Annotated in this window: 20 protein-coding genes and 1 pseudogene; 16 read left to right on the plus strand and 5 right to left on the minus strand. The window is 73.2% G+C overall.

Going from position 1 to position 16,684, the window contains the following annotated elements:
- The first annotated feature begins 34 nt into the window (after positions 1-34).
- From CLV34_RS10790 to CLV34_RS10825, 8 genes are all read left to right on the plus strand, one after another.
- The gene (locus CLV34_RS10790; RefSeq protein WP_100350327.1) at positions 35-1,033 is read left to right on the plus strand and encodes a peptidoglycan DD-metalloendopeptidase family protein; all 999 of its coding nucleotides are present in this window, start codon (positions 35-37) and stop codon (positions 1,031-1,033) included.
- A gap of 43 nt (positions 1,034-1,076) precedes the next feature.
- Complete coding sequence (locus tag CLV34_RS10795; protein ID WP_100350328.1) at positions 1,077-1,403, plus strand: Rv2175c family DNA-binding protein; 327 nt, start codon at positions 1,077-1,079, stop codon at positions 1,401-1,403.
- 120 nt (positions 1,404-1,523) lie between these two features.
- Positions 1,524-1,943 carry a YciI family protein gene (locus CLV34_RS10800; RefSeq protein ID WP_100350329.1) on the plus strand — a complete coding sequence of 140 codons (420 nt, stop codon included), beginning with the start codon at positions 1,524-1,526 and terminating at the stop codon, positions 1,941-1,943.
- A gap of 5 nt (positions 1,944-1,948) precedes the next feature.
- Entirely contained in the window at positions 1,949-3,157 is a 1,209-nt protein-coding gene (locus tag CLV34_RS10805; protein WP_245859180.1) for an RNA polymerase sigma factor, read from the plus strand.
- Between the two features lie 91 nt (positions 3,158-3,248).
- Positions 3,249-3,584, plus strand: coding sequence for a hypothetical protein (locus CLV34_RS10810; protein WP_100350330.1), 336 nt, complete (start codon positions 3,249-3,251; stop codon positions 3,582-3,584).
- Between the two features lie 23 nt (positions 3,585-3,607).
- Entirely contained in the window at positions 3,608-5,392 is a 1,785-nt protein-coding gene (locus CLV34_RS10815; RefSeq protein WP_100350331.1) for a polymorphic toxin-type HINT domain-containing protein, read from the plus strand.
- Positions 5,392-5,709, plus strand: coding sequence for a hypothetical protein (locus CLV34_RS10820; protein WP_100350332.1), 318 nt, complete (start codon positions 5,392-5,394; stop codon positions 5,707-5,709). Before CLV34_RS10815 ends, CLV34_RS10820 begins: the two co-directional genes overlap by 1 nt.
- Positions 5,710-5,747: 38 nt before the next feature.
- Complete coding sequence (locus CLV34_RS10825) at positions 5,748-6,893, plus strand: hypothetical protein (RefSeq protein WP_100350333.1); 1,146 nt, start codon at positions 5,748-5,750, stop codon at positions 6,891-6,893.
- A gap of 83 nt (positions 6,894-6,976) precedes the next feature.
- Here the strand turns inward: CLV34_RS10825 and CLV34_RS10830 are convergent, their stop codons facing one another.
- Positions 6,977-9,307 carry a glycoside hydrolase family 3 C-terminal domain-containing protein gene (locus CLV34_RS10830; RefSeq protein WP_245859181.1) on the minus strand — a complete coding sequence of 777 codons (2,331 nt, stop codon included), beginning with the start codon at positions 9,305-9,307 and terminating at the stop codon, positions 6,977-6,979.
- 335 nt (positions 9,308-9,642) lie between these two features.
- Here CLV34_RS10830 and CLV34_RS10835 point away from each other — a divergent pair, with 335 nt between their 5' ends.
- From CLV34_RS10835 to CLV34_RS10845, 3 genes are all read left to right on the plus strand, one after another.
- Positions 9,643-10,224 (plus strand): hypothetical protein, encoded by a 582-nt coding sequence (locus tag CLV34_RS10835; RefSeq protein WP_100350334.1) that lies wholly within the window; start codon positions 9,643-9,645, stop codon positions 10,222-10,224.
- Positions 10,225-10,296: 72 nt separating this feature from the next.
- Complete coding sequence (locus tag CLV34_RS10840) at positions 10,297-10,602, plus strand: hypothetical protein (RefSeq protein ID WP_211289422.1); 306 nt, start codon at positions 10,297-10,299, stop codon at positions 10,600-10,602.
- Positions 10,603-10,612: 10 nt separating this feature from the next.
- Positions 10,613-11,320 carry an SRPBCC domain-containing protein gene (locus tag CLV34_RS10845; RefSeq protein WP_157803808.1) on the plus strand — a complete coding sequence of 236 codons (708 nt, stop codon included), beginning with the start codon at positions 10,613-10,615 and terminating at the stop codon, positions 11,318-11,320.
- 12 nt (positions 11,321-11,332) lie between these two features.
- Here CLV34_RS10845 and CLV34_RS10850 read toward each other — a convergent pair whose 3' ends face one another.
- Together CLV34_RS10850 and CLV34_RS16985 are read right to left on the minus strand one after the other, a co-directional pair.
- Entirely contained in the window at positions 11,333-11,917 is a 585-nt protein-coding gene (locus CLV34_RS10850) for a helix-turn-helix domain-containing protein (protein WP_100350336.1), read from the minus strand.
- Between the two features lie 251 nt (positions 11,918-12,168).
- On the minus strand, positions 12,169-12,489 hold the full coding sequence (locus CLV34_RS16985) for a hypothetical protein (protein WP_245859182.1): 321 nt from the start codon (positions 12,487-12,489) through the stop codon (positions 12,169-12,171).
- Here CLV34_RS16985 and CLV34_RS17335 point away from each other — a divergent pair.
- The 4 genes from CLV34_RS17335 (at position 12,391) to CLV34_RS17270 (ending at position 14,539) form a co-directional block, all read left to right on the plus strand.
- Positions 12,391-12,693, plus strand: a complete 303-nt coding sequence (locus tag CLV34_RS17335) for a polymorphic toxin type 30 domain-containing protein (RefSeq protein WP_425436237.1) — start codon at positions 12,391-12,393, stop codon at positions 12,691-12,693. The two genes, CLV34_RS16985 and CLV34_RS17335, sit on opposite strands and share 99 nt — an antisense overlap.
- A 10-nt stretch (positions 12,694-12,703) precedes the next feature.
- Entirely contained in the window at positions 12,704-13,048 is a 345-nt protein-coding gene (locus CLV34_RS10860) for a hypothetical protein (RefSeq protein WP_100350338.1), read from the plus strand.
- A gap of 153 nt (positions 13,049-13,201) precedes the next feature.
- Positions 13,202-13,567, plus strand: a complete 366-nt coding sequence (locus tag CLV34_RS10865; protein ID WP_100350339.1) for a hypothetical protein — start codon at positions 13,202-13,204, stop codon at positions 13,565-13,567.
- A gap of 54 nt (positions 13,568-13,621) precedes the next feature.
- Entirely contained in the window at positions 13,622-14,539 is a 918-nt protein-coding gene (locus tag CLV34_RS17270) for a hypothetical protein (RefSeq protein ID WP_157803809.1), read from the plus strand.
- A gap of 23 nt (positions 14,540-14,562) precedes the next feature.
- On the opposite strand, the pseudogene CLV34_RS17340 reads toward CLV34_RS17270, so the two are convergent.
- A pseudogene (locus CLV34_RS17340) lies at positions 14,563-14,619 on the minus strand (hypothetical protein); the annotation flags it as partial.
- Between the two features lie 24 nt (positions 14,620-14,643).
- Positions 14,644-15,303, minus strand: coding sequence for a DUF6518 family protein (locus CLV34_RS10875; protein WP_245859183.1), 660 nt, complete (start codon positions 15,301-15,303; stop codon positions 14,644-14,646).
- Between the two features lie 82 nt (positions 15,304-15,385).
- Here CLV34_RS10875 and CLV34_RS10880 point away from each other — a divergent pair, with 82 nt between their 5' ends.
- Positions 15,386-16,675 carry a D-arabinono-1,4-lactone oxidase gene (locus CLV34_RS10880; RefSeq protein ID WP_100350340.1) on the plus strand — a complete coding sequence of 430 codons (1,290 nt, stop codon included), beginning with the start codon at positions 15,386-15,388 and terminating at the stop codon, positions 16,673-16,675.
- The last annotated feature ends 9 nt before the right edge of the window (positions 16,676-16,684 follow it).

A 16,684-nucleotide genomic window follows, 5' to 3' on the forward strand; every position in this document is an offset into this window, starting at 1 on the left:
GCCGGACCCGGACGGCACGACGAAGGAGACGGCCGTGGAGCCCCAGACCCCGAGCGCCCGCACGACACCCCGGACAGCGCCCGCGCTGCTCGCCGCGCTGGCCGCGGCCGCCGCCGGTCTCCTCGCGCTCGTCGGGACGCTCGTCGCCCCGCCGGCCGAGGGGGCGACGCGGGTCGTCCTGCCGCTGCGGGCCGAGACGTTCTCCACGTCGTCGATGTACGGTCCACGGTGCCTGCCCGTCGCGGACGCGAGCGCCTGGCACCTCGGCGTCGACCTCGAGGCGCAGTACGGTGCCCCGATCTACGCCGTCGCCGCGGGCACCGTGACCCACGCCGTCGACCCGACGGGCGGCGAGGCCGGGTACGTCATGATCCGGCACACGATCAACGGGATCCGGTACGACACCGTCTACCTGCACATGGAGGACGCGACCCGGTACGTGCACGCCGGGCAGAAGGTCGCGGCCGGCCAGCGCATCGCGCTCGTCGGGTCGTCCGGGCCCGCGACCAGCCCGCACCTGCACCTCGAGGTGTGGAAGGGCGGCTGGGGCGCGACGGCCGTCAACCCCGTCACCTTCTTCGTCGGGCACGGTGTGAGCCTCGGCGCCGCACGCATCTTCGACCAGGGGGTCCGCATCCCCGCGACCTGCACGTACTACGCGACGGCCCGGCTCAACGTGCGTTCCGCGGCGTCCAGCACGGCACGCGTCGTCCGGACCGTCGCGCAGGGCACCGCGATGCGTTCGCAGCCCGGGAAGAAGACGAACGGTTTCGTGCCCGTCACCGTGGGCTCGACCCACGGGTGGGTGAGCGCCTCGTACGTGTCGCCGACGTCGACGTCGTGGCACCCGACCTACGTCACCCGGCAGACGACCTTCCTGCGCAAGGGCCCCGGGCTGCAGTACGCGACCGTGCGCAAGGTGGCCGCCGGCACCAGGATCACGACGGTCTACGCGGTGATCGGCGACTGGCGCGACGTGTCCGTGGGCGGCGTGCGCGGGCTGGTGAAGATCACGACGCTCCGCCTCGGGTGACCCGGGCCGGGCGTGCACTCCCGCGGTCCGGAAGAATCACCGCATGGACATCCACGACCTGACCGCCGCGCTCGACACAGTCCTCGGGCCGACCCTCGTCGCGTCCCTCGCCGGGACACCCGAGCGCGACGACGCCGTCGAGTGGGCCGACGACGACGGCCCCCGCCCCGCCCACGAGTCCGAGCTGCGCCTGCGCATCGCCTACAAGACCTGGGAGGCGCTGTCCGCCACGCACGACGAGGACGCCGCGCGCCAGTGGTTCCTCACCGCGCGCGACGACCTCGACGGGGACACGCCGCTCGACGCCCTCGCGACCGACCGCGGCGACCAGGTGCTGCGGGCCGCGGAGTCGTCGGCGCCGGCGGCCTGACGCAGGCCGCCGGGCGACCTCGAACCCCGCCGCGCGCATGGTGTCGAGAACCGTCGACCGGCTCCGCTCACCAGGTGACGGGCCACGATGAGCGTGACCCCCTTGCGTCCAGGAGACACCATGCCGAAGTACCTGCTCCTCAAGCACTACCGCGGTGGCCCCGAGCAATACCGCCCCTCGCCGCCGCTCGACCAGTGGGCGCCCGAGGACGTCGAGGCGCACATGGCGTTCCTCGGCCACGTGGGCGAGATGCTGCGGGAGAGCGGCGAGTACGTGGACTCCCAGGCCCTCACCCCGCAGCAGACGTGGGTGCGCTACGGCGGTCCGGGCGCCGCGCCCGTGACGACGGACGGGCCGCACCCCGAGACGTCCGACCTCGTCGCCGGCTGGTACATGGTCGACGTGGACTCGTACGAGCGGGCCCTCGAGATCGCGGCGTACGTGTCGTCGGAGCCCGGGCAGGGCGGGAAGCCGCTGTACGAGTGGATCGACGTCCGGGAGATCATGTCGGACGGGCCGTCCGCGGACGAGCCCGCCTGACGCGCGTGACCGACGGGCCCGTGACCGAGGGGCCGCCGCCCCTGGACGAGGGCGCCCTGCGCGCCCTCGTCCCGCGCGTGCTCGCGGGGCTGGTGCGCCGCGGCGAGGACTTCGACGCGGCGGAGGACGCGCTCCAGGAGGCGCTCGTCGAGGCGCTGCGTGTGTGGCCCGAGAGCCCTCCGCGCGACCCGCGGGCATGGCTCACGACGGTCGCCGTCCGGCGGCTGGTGGACGCGCGGCGCAGCGCCGCGTCCCGGCGTCGGCGCGAGGACGCGGTGGACGCCGAACCGCCCCCCGGACCCGCGGAGCAGGGCGACGACACGCTGTTCCTGCTGTTCTGCTGCTGCCACCCCGACCTCAGCCCCGCGTCTCAGGTGGCTCTCACGCTGCGGGCCGTCGGGGGCCTGACGACCCGCGAGATCGCGGACGCGTTCTTCGTCCCGGAGGCGACGATGGCGCAACGCATCAGCCGGGCGAAGCGGACGCTGCAGGGACGTGCGCTCGACCGTCCCGGCGACCTGGCCGTCGTCCTGCGGGTGCTGTACCTCGTGTTCACGACGGGTCACGCGGGGCGCGTCGACCTGGCGGACGAGGCCATCCGGCTCGCGCGGCAGCTCACGCTCGCGACCGACGAGCCGGAGGCGCGCGGGCTGCTCGCCCTCATGCTGCTGGACCACGCGCGCGCCGCCGCGCGTCGCGACGGGGACGGACGCGTCGTCACCCTCGACCGGCAGGACCGGTCGTTGTGGGACCGCCGTGCCGTGGCCGAGGGAGTGCGGGTGCTGCAGTCCGCCCTGGTGCTCGAACGACTCGGGCGCTACCAGGTCGAGGCCGCGATCGCGGCCCTCCACGACGACGCCGCGACCTACGCCGAGACGGACTGGCCGCAGGTCGTCGCCTGGTACGACGACCTGGTCGCCCTGAGCGACGACCCGGCGCGGCAGGACCCGGCCGCGGTGCTCGGGCGCGCGGTCGCCGTCGGGCACGCGGTCGGCCCGACCGAGGGGTTGCGAGAGACGGAGCGGGTCCGGGGGATCCTCGGCGACCGGCACCGGTGGCACGCCGTCCGCGGGCACCTGTACGAGCTGGACGGCGACCTCGTCGCGGCGGCCGACTGCTACGCCGAGGCCGCACGCCGCGCCACGGACGTCGCCGAGCGCGACCACCTCGTCCAGGCGGCCGCACGGTGCCGCGCCGCCGTCGCACGCGCCTGAACGGGACGCGGGTCGTCCACATGGGGAGCGGTCCCCATCGACACCGGGTGGGTCGGTCTGGCTATCCTTCCTGGTCGAGGGGGGTGGTCACATGGCTGACCTGAAGATCGACCTGGACGCCGTGACGTCGCTGGGGTCGTCGCTGACCAAGGTCGCGGGCGAGTTCGACGGCGCGAACGCGCACTCGGACCGGATCGCCGGTGCCGTCGGGCACGGCCACCTGGCCGACACCGTGCGCGACTTCGCCCACAAGTGGGACGACACGCGCGGCAAGATGACCGACAACCTCAAGGCGCTCGCCGACGCCGCGACCAACGTTGCGCAGGCCTTCACCGACACGGACGGCGAGCTCGCGAAGGCGCTGACCGACGACGGCTCGTCCACGCCGGCGCCGTCGCCCACGCACGCGCCGGTACCTGCGCAGTGAGTCGTCCTGCTGATTGGTCGCCGGTGGGTCTGGACATCGATCCGACGCCGGGTGATCCGGTGCTGGTGCTGGCGGGTGGCCGGGACTACCTGGACGTCGCGACCGCGATCGATGATGCAGCGTCGGCTCTGGAAAGGTTGTCGGTCGACGGGACGGTGTCGGCGGCGATGGATGCGGTGATGGACCGCAAAGAGGACGTCATCGCGGACATCCGCAAGGCGCACGGGCGCTACGAGGCAGCAGGTTCGGCGCTCGTCGACTACGCGGGGGTGCTGGACCGGGTCCAGTCCGACACGTTGGCGGCGTTGAACAAGGCCATCGACGCCCTGGACGAGTCGGCGGACGCGACCGGGACGAAGTCACGCTGGCAGCAGCTCGCGGACGACACCACCGACCCGCACGAGAAGACGGTCTACCAGCACAAGGCCGACGTGGCATCGGACCGGGTGTCCGTCGCGCACGGTGTGGTGAACGCCGCGAAGGGTGACATCGACACCGCGGTGGCGGACCGGGACCGTGCTGCGGACAACGCGATCGCCCAGATCACCGACATCACGGCACACGACGACCTCAACGACTCGTGGTGGGACGACTGGGGGTCGAAGGTCGTCGCCGCGATCGCGGACAGGTGCCGACAGAGGGGACGTCATCCGCCGCCTCTGGGGATCCTCGCGATCGTGGTCGCGTTCATCCCCGTCGTGGGCACCGCGCTCGCCGGAGTCCTCCTCGTCGTCGCAGCGGTCGCGGCCATCGTCAGCGCGTTAGCCAACATCGCCCTCGCCGCCACCGGCGAGAGATCCTGGACCGAGGCAGGGATCGCGATCGCCGGCGCCGCCCTCAGCGTGATCGGGCTCGGTGCCGCGGCGAAGGCAGCGACCGGGATCTCCAAGGTCGCCCTCAAAGCCGGGGCCCGCGAATCGTTGGCAGGTCTCAAGGGGTTGGCGAAGGGCGGGATCAAGAACGGGCTCGAAGGCTTCGGACGCAAGGCCGCGTGCAAGGTCGGGTTCGGGACCTGCTTCACCGCCGGCACCCTCATCCGCACCCCCGACGGCGACCGGCCCATCGAGACCCTCCGGGCCGGTGACAAGGTCTACACGCACGTCCTCACCGCCGGTGTCGACGTCATCGAGACGGTCGAAGAGACCTTCGTCCGCACCACCACGACCCTCTACCGCCTGAGCATCGCCGGGCAGCCGGTTACCACGACCGACGAACACCCCTTCATGGTCCACGGCCTCGGCTGGATCGCCGCCCGCGACCTGCGCCCGGGCGACCAGCTCGTCACGGGCGAAGACACCGACACCGGGGAACCCGCCGGCTCCGTACGCCTCGACGCCATCGACATCGAACACGTCGACCCCGCCAGTGCAGTCGAGACCGACGCCGACGGCGGCGTGCCCGTCTACAACATCCACGTCCGCGCCTTCCACACCTACTACGTCCTCGCAGGCGACACCGCCGTCCTCGTCCACAACGCCAACACGCACGGGGCGGGCCGGATCCCCCGGACGTTCGAAGACTGCTCGGACGCCGCCTACCAGGGCGTCCTCCACGTGCGCGACGAGATCGCCCGGGAGGGGGCCGCAGGGTCGCATTCGTGGGCGAGCAAGATGACGGACGACGAGCTCGCCGACTACCTCGACGGGTATGCCGACATCGCCGCCAAGGGCGGTGGTACTCCCCTCAAGTCCGGGGGCGTCGGCTGGTACGACCACGAACGGGGCGTCATGATCATCTACCGCAACGAGGTCTCCATGAGCACGTACAGCGTCACCGCCGAACAGTTCGCCAAGAAGGCGGCACACTGATGCGGCTCACCACCACGGACGACGGACTGGTCCTCTCCGTCAGCTCGAGCGACGAGATGCGTCGGCTGTACGCGGCCTTGGAGGCCGGCTACGGCAACGTGTCGCGCGCCGAGTTCTTCATCCGGACGGGTCTCTCGGCCCCGGAGGTCGAAGCCCTCGCAGACGCCGTGTGGCGGGCGTCGCAAGGCGAGAACGTCGATCGGGCTCTCCGGCTGGAGGCCGGCGTGGAGTCCGTCGAGAACCCGCGACGTCCGCGACCGCCACGGAAAGACGACCAGGGCCCTGACTTCCCGTCTGCAGCCGGACGACTGGACTGATGGGGCCATCGACGACCGGTCCTGCAGCACCCCACGGAGTGGGCCCGTCCCCTGAGGGTCCGCTGGGCGACGCGCTCCTCGCGGGTGACCGTGCCGCGGCGCTGAGCGCGCTGCGCGACGGCCCGGTGGTCGTGCCGCACCTGACCCGCGACGACGGCACACCGCAGGTCCTGGTGTTCCCGGCGGCGACACCGCTGCGGGAGGCGCGGGCGGACGCTACCGGTACGGACGCGCCCGCCGACGAGGAAGCCAGCCTGTTCGACCTGTGCGTGTTCTCGAGCGCGGCGACGCTCGAGGCGTTCCTCGGTGACGACCCGGGCCGCGAGTTCAGTCTGCGCCGCCGCGACTCGCTCGCACCGTTCCTGCGGCGCCACGGCGCAGCCCTCTCCCAGGTCGTCGTCGATCCCGGCTCGCCGGGCGCGATGGCGTTCACCGTCGCCGACGTGCTCGCCGCCCTGGAGACCGCGCCCGCCGAGGACGACCCGACCGGCCTGTTCGACGCCACCGGTGCCGGCATCAGCCCGGAGGGCCGGGAGGCGCTCGCGTCGGTCGACGAGCCGGGGGGCTCGCGCGGCGTCGGGCTGGAGCTCAACCTGCCGGACCACTGGGCGCTGCTCGACCTGGAGGACGCCGCGTCGCGCGACGACGAGATCCGGGCCGTCGTGAAGCGGCAGACCGCCCATCTCGGCGACCGGGGCGCGTCCCTGCGGCGCGACCTGCGCGCGCACCTGACGGACGCCGCCGAGCGCGCCGCGGGCGCGGGCGGGCAGGTCATGGCGTACCTGGCGCTGCCGGGCGAGAACGCTGCCGTCGCGCTGCAGGTGACCCTGTACTGGCACGACCTCGGGCCGGTCACGACGGTGTCGCACCTGCGGCGCATCCAGGAGCGGCTCGCCGCGACCGACCCCGGCGACGACCTGACCCGCACCGAGACCCTGTCAGGCCCGTTCGTGCGGCACGTGCGACGCCGCGCCGGCGCCGCGGAGGTCGGCGGAGCAGGCACGACGCTCCTGCTCGTCGACTACTGGGCCGAGGCGCCCGGCGGGCAGGCCGTGGCCCGGCTCGCGTTCTCGACCCCGCACGTCGAGATGCGCGACCGGATGCTGGGGCTGACCGACAAGGTCCTGTTCGCGACGGAGTGGATCCTGGCGTCCCCGGAGGTCCTCGCCGACGTCACCGCCTGACCGTCGGGCGCGGGCGGGTCGTCCTCCCGCCCGCGCCCGACGGCGCTGGGCCGTCCGCTGCGAGACCCTGCTCGCCGCCGGGCTCAGCGGGCCGCCGCGTACCCCGCGACGAGCTGCGCGATGTTCTCGCGCGTCACGCCCGGGACGAAGGTCGCGATCTTGGCGAGCGGCATCTGCCGCATGAACACCGCCACGGGGTCGTCGTCGGCGGGCAGGGCCTGGCCGCCTCCGGCCGCCGCCATCGCGGCACCGAGCACCTGCGCGCCGACCGGGTCGTCGATCCACTCGCCCATGGTGGACCGGTCGGTGAGCAGCGGACGGAACCCGTCCCCCTCGGCCTCGACGACGACGGTCCCGCGGATGTCGTGCGACGACGCGCCGACCTCGATGACGAACCGCCCCGCCTCGACCTCCCACCGATGGTCACGCACGGACCAGAAGGCGAACGCGCGCTCGTCGAGCGGGACGACGACCTCGACGGTCTCCCCCGGCTCGACGGGCACCTTCGCGAACCCGCGCAGCTCGTGCGACGGGCGCGCGACGCGTGCCACCTCGTCGTGCACGTACACCTGGACGACCTCGGACGCAGGCACGTCCCCGGTGTTGGTCAGCGACACGTGGACGTCCCAGGCGTGGGCGCCGCGGTCGGGCGCCGGCACGGCGACCGGCTCGCCGTACTCGAACGTCGTGTACGTCAGGCCGTGCCCGAACGGGTACGAGACGCGCTTGCCGAGGGTGTCGAAGTAGCGGTAGCCGACGTACAGGCCCTCGCCGTAGACGACGTGCCCGTCGCTCCCCGGGAACGACAGGTACGACGGGGTGTCGGACAGGCGCACCGGCACGGTCTCGGTGAGGCGGCCGGACGGCGAGACGACGCCGAAGAGCAGGTCGGCGGTCGCGGAACCGCCGGCCTGGCCGAGCAGCCAGCCCTCGAGGATCGCGGCGCACCCGTCGCGCCAGGCGTCGACCGCGACGACCGACCCGTTCGACAGGACGACCACGAGCCGCTCGGTGACGCCCTGGAGCGCGTCGATGAGGTCGACCTGGACGTCCGCGAGGTCGATGTGGGTGCGGTCGTAGCCCTCGGACTCGTCGACCGACGGGAGCCCGACGAACAGGACGGTGACGTCGGCGGCGCGGGCCGCGGCGACGGCCTCGTCGTGCAGCGCGGCGTCGGGCTGCCCGTCGAGGCGGAACCCGGCGGCGTAGGTGACGCGGTCCGCGCCCGCGGCGGCACGGATCGCGGTGAGGGCGTCGTCCACGCGCGTCGGGACGACCTGCGACGACCCGGCACCCTGGTAGCGCGGCTCGGCCGCGAACGCCCCGACGACGGCGATGCGCTCGGCCGACGCGGCGTCGAGCGGCAGGACGCCGTCGTTCTCGAGCAGGACGGCCCCCTCGCGCGCGGCCTCTCGGGCGATCTCGTGGTGGCGGGCGTAGGCGTCGTCGTCGAGCGCGGGGTCGTCCGCGGCGAGAGCGTCACGCGTCCGGTCGAGCAGGGTGAGGACGCGGTCGACGGCGACGTCGAGGACGGCCTCGTCGAGCCGGCCCTCGCGCACCGCGTCGACCACCACGGACTCCCCGCCCGACGGCGGCATCTCGAGCTCGAGCCCGGCGGCGACCGCCGCGTCCGGCTCCCAGACGGCGCCCCAGTCGGAGACGACCAAGCCCTCGAAGCCCCAGTCGCCGCGCAGGACCTCGGTGAGGAGCCAGTGGTTCTGGCTCGCGGGGACGCCGTTGACCGCGTTGTACGCGCACATGACGGTGGTGGGCTGCTGCGTGGTGACCACGTGCTCGAACGCAGGCAGGTAGATCTCGCGCAGGGTGCGCTCGTCGACGTCCGCGGAGACGCGCATGCGGTCCGTCTCCTGGTTGTTCGCCGCGAAGTGCTTGAGGGACGTCCCGATGCCGCGCGACTGGATGCCCTCGACGAGCCCCGCTCCGATGCGACCGGCGACGTGCGGGTCCTCGGAGACGTACTCGAAGTTGCGCCCGCACAGCGGCGACCGCTTGATGTTGACGCCCGGGCCGAGCACGACGCCCACCTGCTCGGCGCGCGCCTCGTCGCCGATGGCCTCGCCGACCCGGCGGGCCAGGTCGACGTTCCACGTGGAACCGAGCGTCACTGCGGGCGGGAAGCAGGTCGCGGGGTTGGACGTGCCGATGCCGATCTCGTCGCCCGACCCGGCCTTGCGCAGGCCGTGGGGGCCGTCCGTGACCATGATCGAGGCGATCCCGTGCTCCTCGATGCCCTGCGTGTGCCACACGTCCGCACCCGAGACCAGGCTCGCCTTCTGCTCGAGCGTGAGCCGCCCGACGAGGTCGGGGTGCGCGAGCGCGGGCAGTCCCGGCTCGGGCAGGGTGGGCTGGGTGGGCTGCGCCGGCTCGGGGGCCGGCGTCGACGTCGTCGTCAACGCTCTCTCCTTCGTGCGAATGTCGTGCTGGTGGACACGTGGGCGTCATGCCGAGTGTCGCGCCGGGACCCGCTGCGTGCTCATCCTGCGCCCGCACCGGCGCCGAGCGCGAATCGGTTCGACCCGCGGGTGCGCGCCGGAGCACCGGGGCCGCCCGCAGCAGGTTCTCTGCATCTGACAGGCGGTTCCCAGGTTCCTCCGGGGATCGTCCCGGGTTCCGTTCCCTACGGTGGCACCGCCCGCGGGTGACGGACCCTCACGCACCGGGCGGCCGTCCCGTCACGGTCCGCCCCGTCCGTCACCCGCGGGACCAACGCACCGCACGAAGGAGTGGCATGTCCCGCACGCGCACCGCGACCTACAGCCCCGCGCAGACTGCCCGCCGGGCCGCCGTCAAGCAGGCGACGGCCGAGCTGTGCGCGCACCTGCGGTCGTACGGCGCCAAGGCCGCGACCGGACGCCTGAGCCCCGAGCGCGGGACCGCGAAGGTCACGCTGCCCGGGTCGCGCGTCCGCGTGGACGTCGAGGTGACCGTCCCGTCGCTCAGCACCGGCACGGGAGCGGGCACAGGTACTGGCACCCGCTACGGGTTCACCGACCCGGCGACCGGCGACGCTCTCGTGACCGACAGCGTCCGCGAGGTGCGCCGCCTGCTCGCACCGACGCCGTCCCCCGTGGGACGCGTGGTGTGGCGGACGTTCCTCGTGACGCTCGTCGCGGCGATCCTGATCGCCCTCGTGACCGCGCCGCGCGAGGACACCAAGCACTTCCTCGCCAGCCACTGGCTGCCGCTCGTCGGGATCGTCGTCGTGCTGGACCTCGTGATCGTCGGCGGGCTCGAACTACGACGCGCCCGCCGCAGGCGGCGAGCCGAGCGGACCGCGCTCACGCAGCTCGGCGGGGTCGTCCGCCGCTGATCGATCCGCTCCGGGACCCGGCGTCCGCGGACCGGGTTCGCGGCGGCGGGCCGCCCGCGCGACCATCGGAGGATGACCTCCTCGCGCACCACGCCGGAACCGCACGGCCCCTTCGGCTCCCACGGTTCGTCCGGATCGATCCTGTCGATCGGGTCGTCAGGTTCGATCCTCTCGATCGGTTCCACCGGTTCCGTGCTGTCGGTCGGCTCGTCCGGGTCCGTCCTCTCGATCGGGTCGTCCCTGTCGATCGCCTCCGTCGCCTCGTTCGCGAGCGCGTTGTCCGTCCTGTCCTTCGGGTCGTTCGGGTCGGTGCTCAGCGGGCTGTCGTCGGGCGCCGTGCTCGCCTGGCGGCGGGCCTCGGGGCGCAGCGCCCGATAGCGTGGCCGTCATGAGCGACGACGCGCCGAACCCCACGCCCGACGACCTCACCGCGCAGATCGGGTCGGTGGCCCGCACGGTCGACGTCCGCACCGTCGACGGCGCGCTCCAGGACGAGGTCGTGCTGGCCCAGTCGTTCGCCGCGGACCTCGACACGGTGTGGCAGGCGGTGTCGCGCACCGACCGCATCACGCAGTGGTTCCTGCCCGTCACGGGTGAGCTGGTCGACGGCGGACGCTACGCGGTGGAGGGCAACGCGTCCGGGACGGTGCTCGACTGCCGGGCGCCGCACCGGTTCGAGGTGACGTGGGAGTTCGCGGGCGAGGTCACGTGGGTCACGGTCGAGCTGGCCCGCGAGGGCGAGGACGGGCCGCTCGAGGTCGGTCCCGCCGACCCGCCCGTCGTGGGCGACGCGGGCACCCGTCTGACGCTCGTGCACCGGCTGCCCCGTGCGCCGCAGTGGGAGTCGTTCGGTCCGGCGGCCGTCGGGATCGGGTGGGACTCGGCACTGCTCGGGCTCGCCCGGCACCTCGCCGCCGGGAGCACCGGCGGACGCCTCGCACCCGAGTGGGTGCAGTCGACGGGCGGTCTCGACTTCCTCGAGGCGTCCGGTCGTGCGTGGGGTCACGCGCACGCCGCGTCAGGTGTCGCGGACGACGTCGCGCACGCGGCCGCCGGCCGAACCGTCGCCGCGTACACAGGCCGCCCGGTGGAGTGAGCCGCGGGCGGTTCACCGTCCGCGGACGTGCACCTGCTCACCCTGCGGGCCGAAGAGGTTGAGCACCTCGGCGGGTTGGTCGTCCGCGCTGAGGACGGCGTGCGGGGTCCGCGTGTCGAACTCGGCGGCCTCCCCGCGCTCGAGCACCGTCTCGGTGCCGTCGAGGCAGAGCCGGACCCGCCCGCTGAGCACGTACAGCCACTCGTACCCCGCGTGGGTGCCGAGCGTGACCGGTGCGTCCGGGTCGGTCCCCGGGATGATGACCTTGAAGGCCTGCAGCCCCTCGGCGTGCGGCGTCAGCGGCAGGTACACCCGACCGTGCCGACGCACGGGTCGGGGCCGGATGCGCGGGTCACCCGTCGCGGGGGCGCCGACCAGGTCGTCCAGCGCGAACCCGTAGGCGCGGGCGAGCGGGACGAGCAGCTCGATGGTCGCGCGGCGGCCGCCCGACTCGAGCCGGGACAGGGTGCTCGTCGAGATGCCCGTCGCGTCCGAGACCTGCGCGAGCGTCATCCCGCGCCGGGTGCGCGCGTCGCGCAGGCGGGGGCCGAGGCGGTCGAGCACGGCCTGGACGTCGTCGGTCGTGCCGTCCGTCATGGTGGTCCTCCGTCGAGAATCTGGCGAGCACAGCGGCGGGACACCGGCGACTTGCCGTTACCGCAACACCCGTTGCCACCAGGGTACGCCGGGAGACGCGATCGGCACGACCCGAGGCCGGCGCCGATCGTGCGGTAGGCGAGCAGAAACGCTACGTCCACCACGCGCGTGCCGAGGACCGCAACGACGACGAGCAGCACACCCCGGACTCGCCGAGCGAGCGTGCCGCGGGCGACCTGCTTGTCACTGACTCAGGAACTGTCGACCTCGACGCCCTTGCCATCGAGCACCGCGACGAGACCGTCTACAACATCCACGTCCACGCCCACCACACCTACTACGTCCTCGCCGGCGACACCCCCGTCCTCGTCCACAACATGGGGACCCACGGGCCGCAGAACTGGCCAGAGCGCGTGATCACGGCGCGTCAGGCTGAGAATAGCCCGCTGCACGTCGTCCCGGACGATGCCGAGATGCTTCCCTTCTGGTCCCATTCGGGTGAGGGTGCGCAGCGCGGGGTGAAGTTCCGCTGGACCGACAGCGACGGCAAGACCAACGTCTTCCATGCGCACGACGTCGACGGGACCGCGCCGGCCGGATCGAACCCGTCACATGGCCCCATCTACCGCCACAAGGTGGGAAACAAGTACCGGATGCAGGACGGGGACTTTGCGCACCCGCAGTGCACCAACCCGAACAGCCCGAACTACAACCCAGACCACGCGAACGCTACCCACATGCCGTGGCCAGCCGACGTACCCCTACCCTGGAGCTAGGACGACACCAGTGACACTCGCAACCCGTGACATCCGCAGCCTGACGGTCGAGCTCGCTGCAGCGGACGCACGCGACCGGGACCTCGCAGCGAGCAAGGTGTCCGACATGATCTCCGAATCGCTCGACGGAGAGCTCGCCGGGTCGCTCGCCCGCGTGCTCGAAGTGGTGATGGCGCTCGAGGAGGACGAGACAGCCCTTAACTCCCAGCTCAACGCCCTCTCCGAGCTCTCATCGTTCGGGCTCGTACCTCGCGACGTCATCGCTCGCGTCGTCGCCAGCAGGGACTGGGGCTTCCGATGGGCGACGGACTTCATCGAGGGCCTCACTGACGATCTGCCCTACGCCCCCGAATGAGGGACGGCCGACGACGACCGGCTCTGCTCACCAACGACTGCGCTGCGCGTCGGCGAGCTTTCGTCCACCGAGCTCGAGTGCACGTTCTGGGTGCACCGTACGGACCATCGAGGACTACCGGGGGGGACGACCACTCCGGAGAGGCGTACCTCAATGACCTCACATGGCACCACCGACGGCAGCCACGAGGTACGCGCCCTCACGCGCGAGCTCGCCAACTACACCCTCCGACTGTCAGAGACGATCGGGTGCCCGGAGAGCGACGTGTGGGCGGTCCATCTCGCTGCGTCAGGTCGCATGCTCTTCCCCGGCCAGGCAGAGTCCGGATTGTGTTTTCCAGACGGGCCGATGTCGAGCGGCGGCGCGACCCGGTATGAGATCTGGCGGGTGGCGCTCCGTGAGGTCCTTGACATCCTGGGCCCGGTGGAGTGTCGGCTGCGCACGGGATACGACCTCGACGAGCTGACCGGAGCGATGGAGGCCTTCTTCGAGACCGCCGCCGATGGGCGCACCCCGTGACTGGCTCGGCACGTCGTCCGGCGCCGGACGACGCCTGCCCCCACGAGACCCCCCATGCCTGACGAGACCACCGAGAGGTTCACCATGACGGCTCCGGACACCCCGGGCGCGGCCGTGCTGCGCGCGCTGCGCGACGGCCCGGTGGTCGTGCCGCACCTGACCCGGGACGACGGCACACCGCAGGTACGGGTGTTCCCGGCGGCGACACCGCTGCGGGAGGCGCGGGCGGACGCTACCGGTACGTACGCGCCCGCCGACGAGGGAGGCAGCACGTTCGACCTGTGCGTGTTCTCGAGCGCGGCGACGCTCGAGGAATTCCTCGGCGACGACCCGGGCCGCGAGTTCAGCCTGCGGCGGCGCGACTCGCTCGCGCCGTTCCTGCGCCGCCACGGCGCAGCCCTCTCCCGAGTGGTGGTGGACCCCGGCTCGCCGGGCGCGATGGCGTTCACCGTCGCAGAGGCCCTCGCCGCCCTGGAGACCGCACCCGCCGAGGACGACCCGACCGGCCTGTTCGACGCCACCGGTGCCGGCATCAGCCCGGAGGGCCGGGAGGCGCTCGCGTCGGTCGACGAGCCGGGGGGCTCGCGCGGCGTCGGGCTGGAGCTCAACCTGCCGGACCACTGGGCGCTGCTCGACCTGGAGGACGCCGCGTCGCGCGCCGCGGGCGCGGGCGGGCAGGTCATGGCGTACCTCGCGCTGCCGGGCGAGAACGCCGCCGTCGCGCTGCAGGTGACCCTGTACTGGCACGACCTCGGGCCGGTCACGACGGTGTCGCACCTGCGTCGCATCCAGGAGCGCCTCGCCGCGACGGACCCCGGCGACGAGCTGACCCGCACCGAGACGCTCTCGGGCCCCTCGGCGTGCGGCGTCAGCGGCAGGTACACCCGACCGTGCCGACGCACGGGTCGGGGCCGGATGCGCGGGTCACCCGTCGCGGGGGCGCCGACCAGGTCGTCCAGCGCGAACCCGTAGGCGCGGGCGAGCGGGACGAGCAGCTCGATGGTCGCGCGGCGGCCGCCCGACTCGAGCCGGGACAGGGTGCTCGCCGAGATGCGGCGCTGCGAGAGGGGTGATCGCTACCCGAGGCCGGCGCCGAGCGTCCGGTAGGCGAGCAGGAACACCGCAGCCACCACGACCGTACCGAGGACCGCCACGGCGACGGGCAACGCACCCCGGACGCGCCGGACGAGCGTGCCGACGAGGAGCGTGACACCGACGGCGGCGATCACGATCCAGTAGACCGGGCTGGTCGTGTCGCGGACCACGGTGAGCCCGTAGGCGGCCTCGCCGATCCCGACGCCGGCGAGGAGGGCCGTGCCCAGCGCCGCGGGCAGGTCGCGAGCGTGCAGCCATGTCGCCGCGAGGCCCACGAAGGGCCCGACGACGACCCCGACGACGCCGAACAGCAGCGGGTCGTAGTGCAGGCCCCGCAGGTCGGACGCCGCCGTGTACCCGAGGACGAGGAGGACGAAGCTCACCGCCCCGAGGACCGCACCGCCGACGCCGCGCACCCGCGACCCGTACACGAGGAGCGCCGTGAGGAGCGTCCAGCCGCTGGCCGAGTTGGCGAACGACGCCAGCGCGTCCGGAAGGAGTCCCTGGGTGTACGACGTCAGGGCGCCGAGGGCGAAGCTCAGGACGGCGACGACCACCGCCCGCGTCACGGTCCCGGAGACGGGGCGGCCCGCGCGGTTCGTGGTCGGGGTGCTCGTCGGGCCCTCTGCGGAAGTGGTCACCGGCACACCGTAGGGGCGGTGGCGCGAGGACGAGGCGGTGCCACACCATGGGGCCACGACCCCGATGTGATCGGATAGTTCGATGGACGTCATCAACTGGGCCGGGAACCACACCATCACCGCCGACCGTCTCGTCGAGGCGCGCAGCGTCGAGGAGGCCCGGGCCGTCGTCGCGAGCAGCCGCCATGTCCGCGCGCTCGGCACGCGGCACGCGTTCAACGACCTCCCCGACACCGCCGGCACGCTCGTGTCCGTCACCGGGATCGCCGCCGACCCCGTGCTCGACGAGGACGCCCGCACCGTCACCGTCGGCGGCGGCACACGGTACGGCGACCTCGCCGCCTGGCTCGACGCGCGCGGCTGGGCGCTGCACAACCTCGGCTCGCTCCCCCACATCTCCGTCGCGGGGGCCACCGCGACCGGCACCCACGGCTCCGGCGACGCCAACGGCTCGCTCTCGACGGCCGTCCGCGGGCTCGAGCTCGTCGGCCCGGGCGGCGACCTACGAACGATCGCCGCGGACGACCCCGAGCTCGCCGGCAGCGTCGTCGCCCTCGGCGCCCTGGGCGTCGTGACGCGCGTGACCCTCGCCGTCGAGCCCACGTTCGCCGTCCGCCAGGACTCCTACCGCGACCTGCCGTGGGACGCGTTCCTCGAGGACGTCCCTGCCGTGACCGGCGCCGGGTACAGCGTGAGCGTGTTCACCGACTGGGCGGCCGACAGGATCGAGCAGGTCTGGGTCAAGCGGCGGGTCACCGCCCTTCTCGACCGAGGCGCTCGCGACCCGGGCGCCGCCGACGCAGCATCCGAGGACGCTCCCGACCTCCTCGGCGTCCGGCCCTCCGGGGTCGCGCGGCCGCTCATCGTCCCGTCCGACGAGGTGAACACGACCGTCCACCTCACGCCCGGCCCGTGGAACGCCCGCCTCCCGCACTTCCGGTTCGACGCCACGCCGAGCGTGGGCGACGAGATCCAGTCCGAGTACTTCGTCGACCGCGCCGACGCGGTCCCGGCCCTCCGCGCAGTCCGTGCGCTCGCCGACCGGATCGCGCCGGTCCTCGCGATCACCGAGCTGCGGACCGTCGCAGCGGACGACCTCTGGCTCAGCATGGCCGCGGGCCGTGACTCGCTCGCGATCCACTTCACGTGGCACCGCGACGCGGCCGCGGTCGCCGCCGTCCTCCCCCTCGTCGAGGCCGCCCTCGAACCTTTCGGCGCCCGTCCGCACTGGGGCAAGGTCCACCTGTTCGACGCGGCCCGGCTCGCGCCGCTCTACCCCCGTTTCGACGACGCCCGCGAGCTGCTCGCCCGGCGCGACCCGGACGGCGTCTTCCGCAACGCGGCGACGGAACGGCTGCTCGGACAGCTCTGAGCCCGCGGC

Origin of the sequence: Luteimicrobium subarcticum, from assembly GCF_002798015.1 — a bacterium.
Lineage (GTDB): Bacteria > Actinomycetota > Actinomycetes > Actinomycetales > Cellulomonadaceae > Luteimicrobium > Luteimicrobium subarcticum.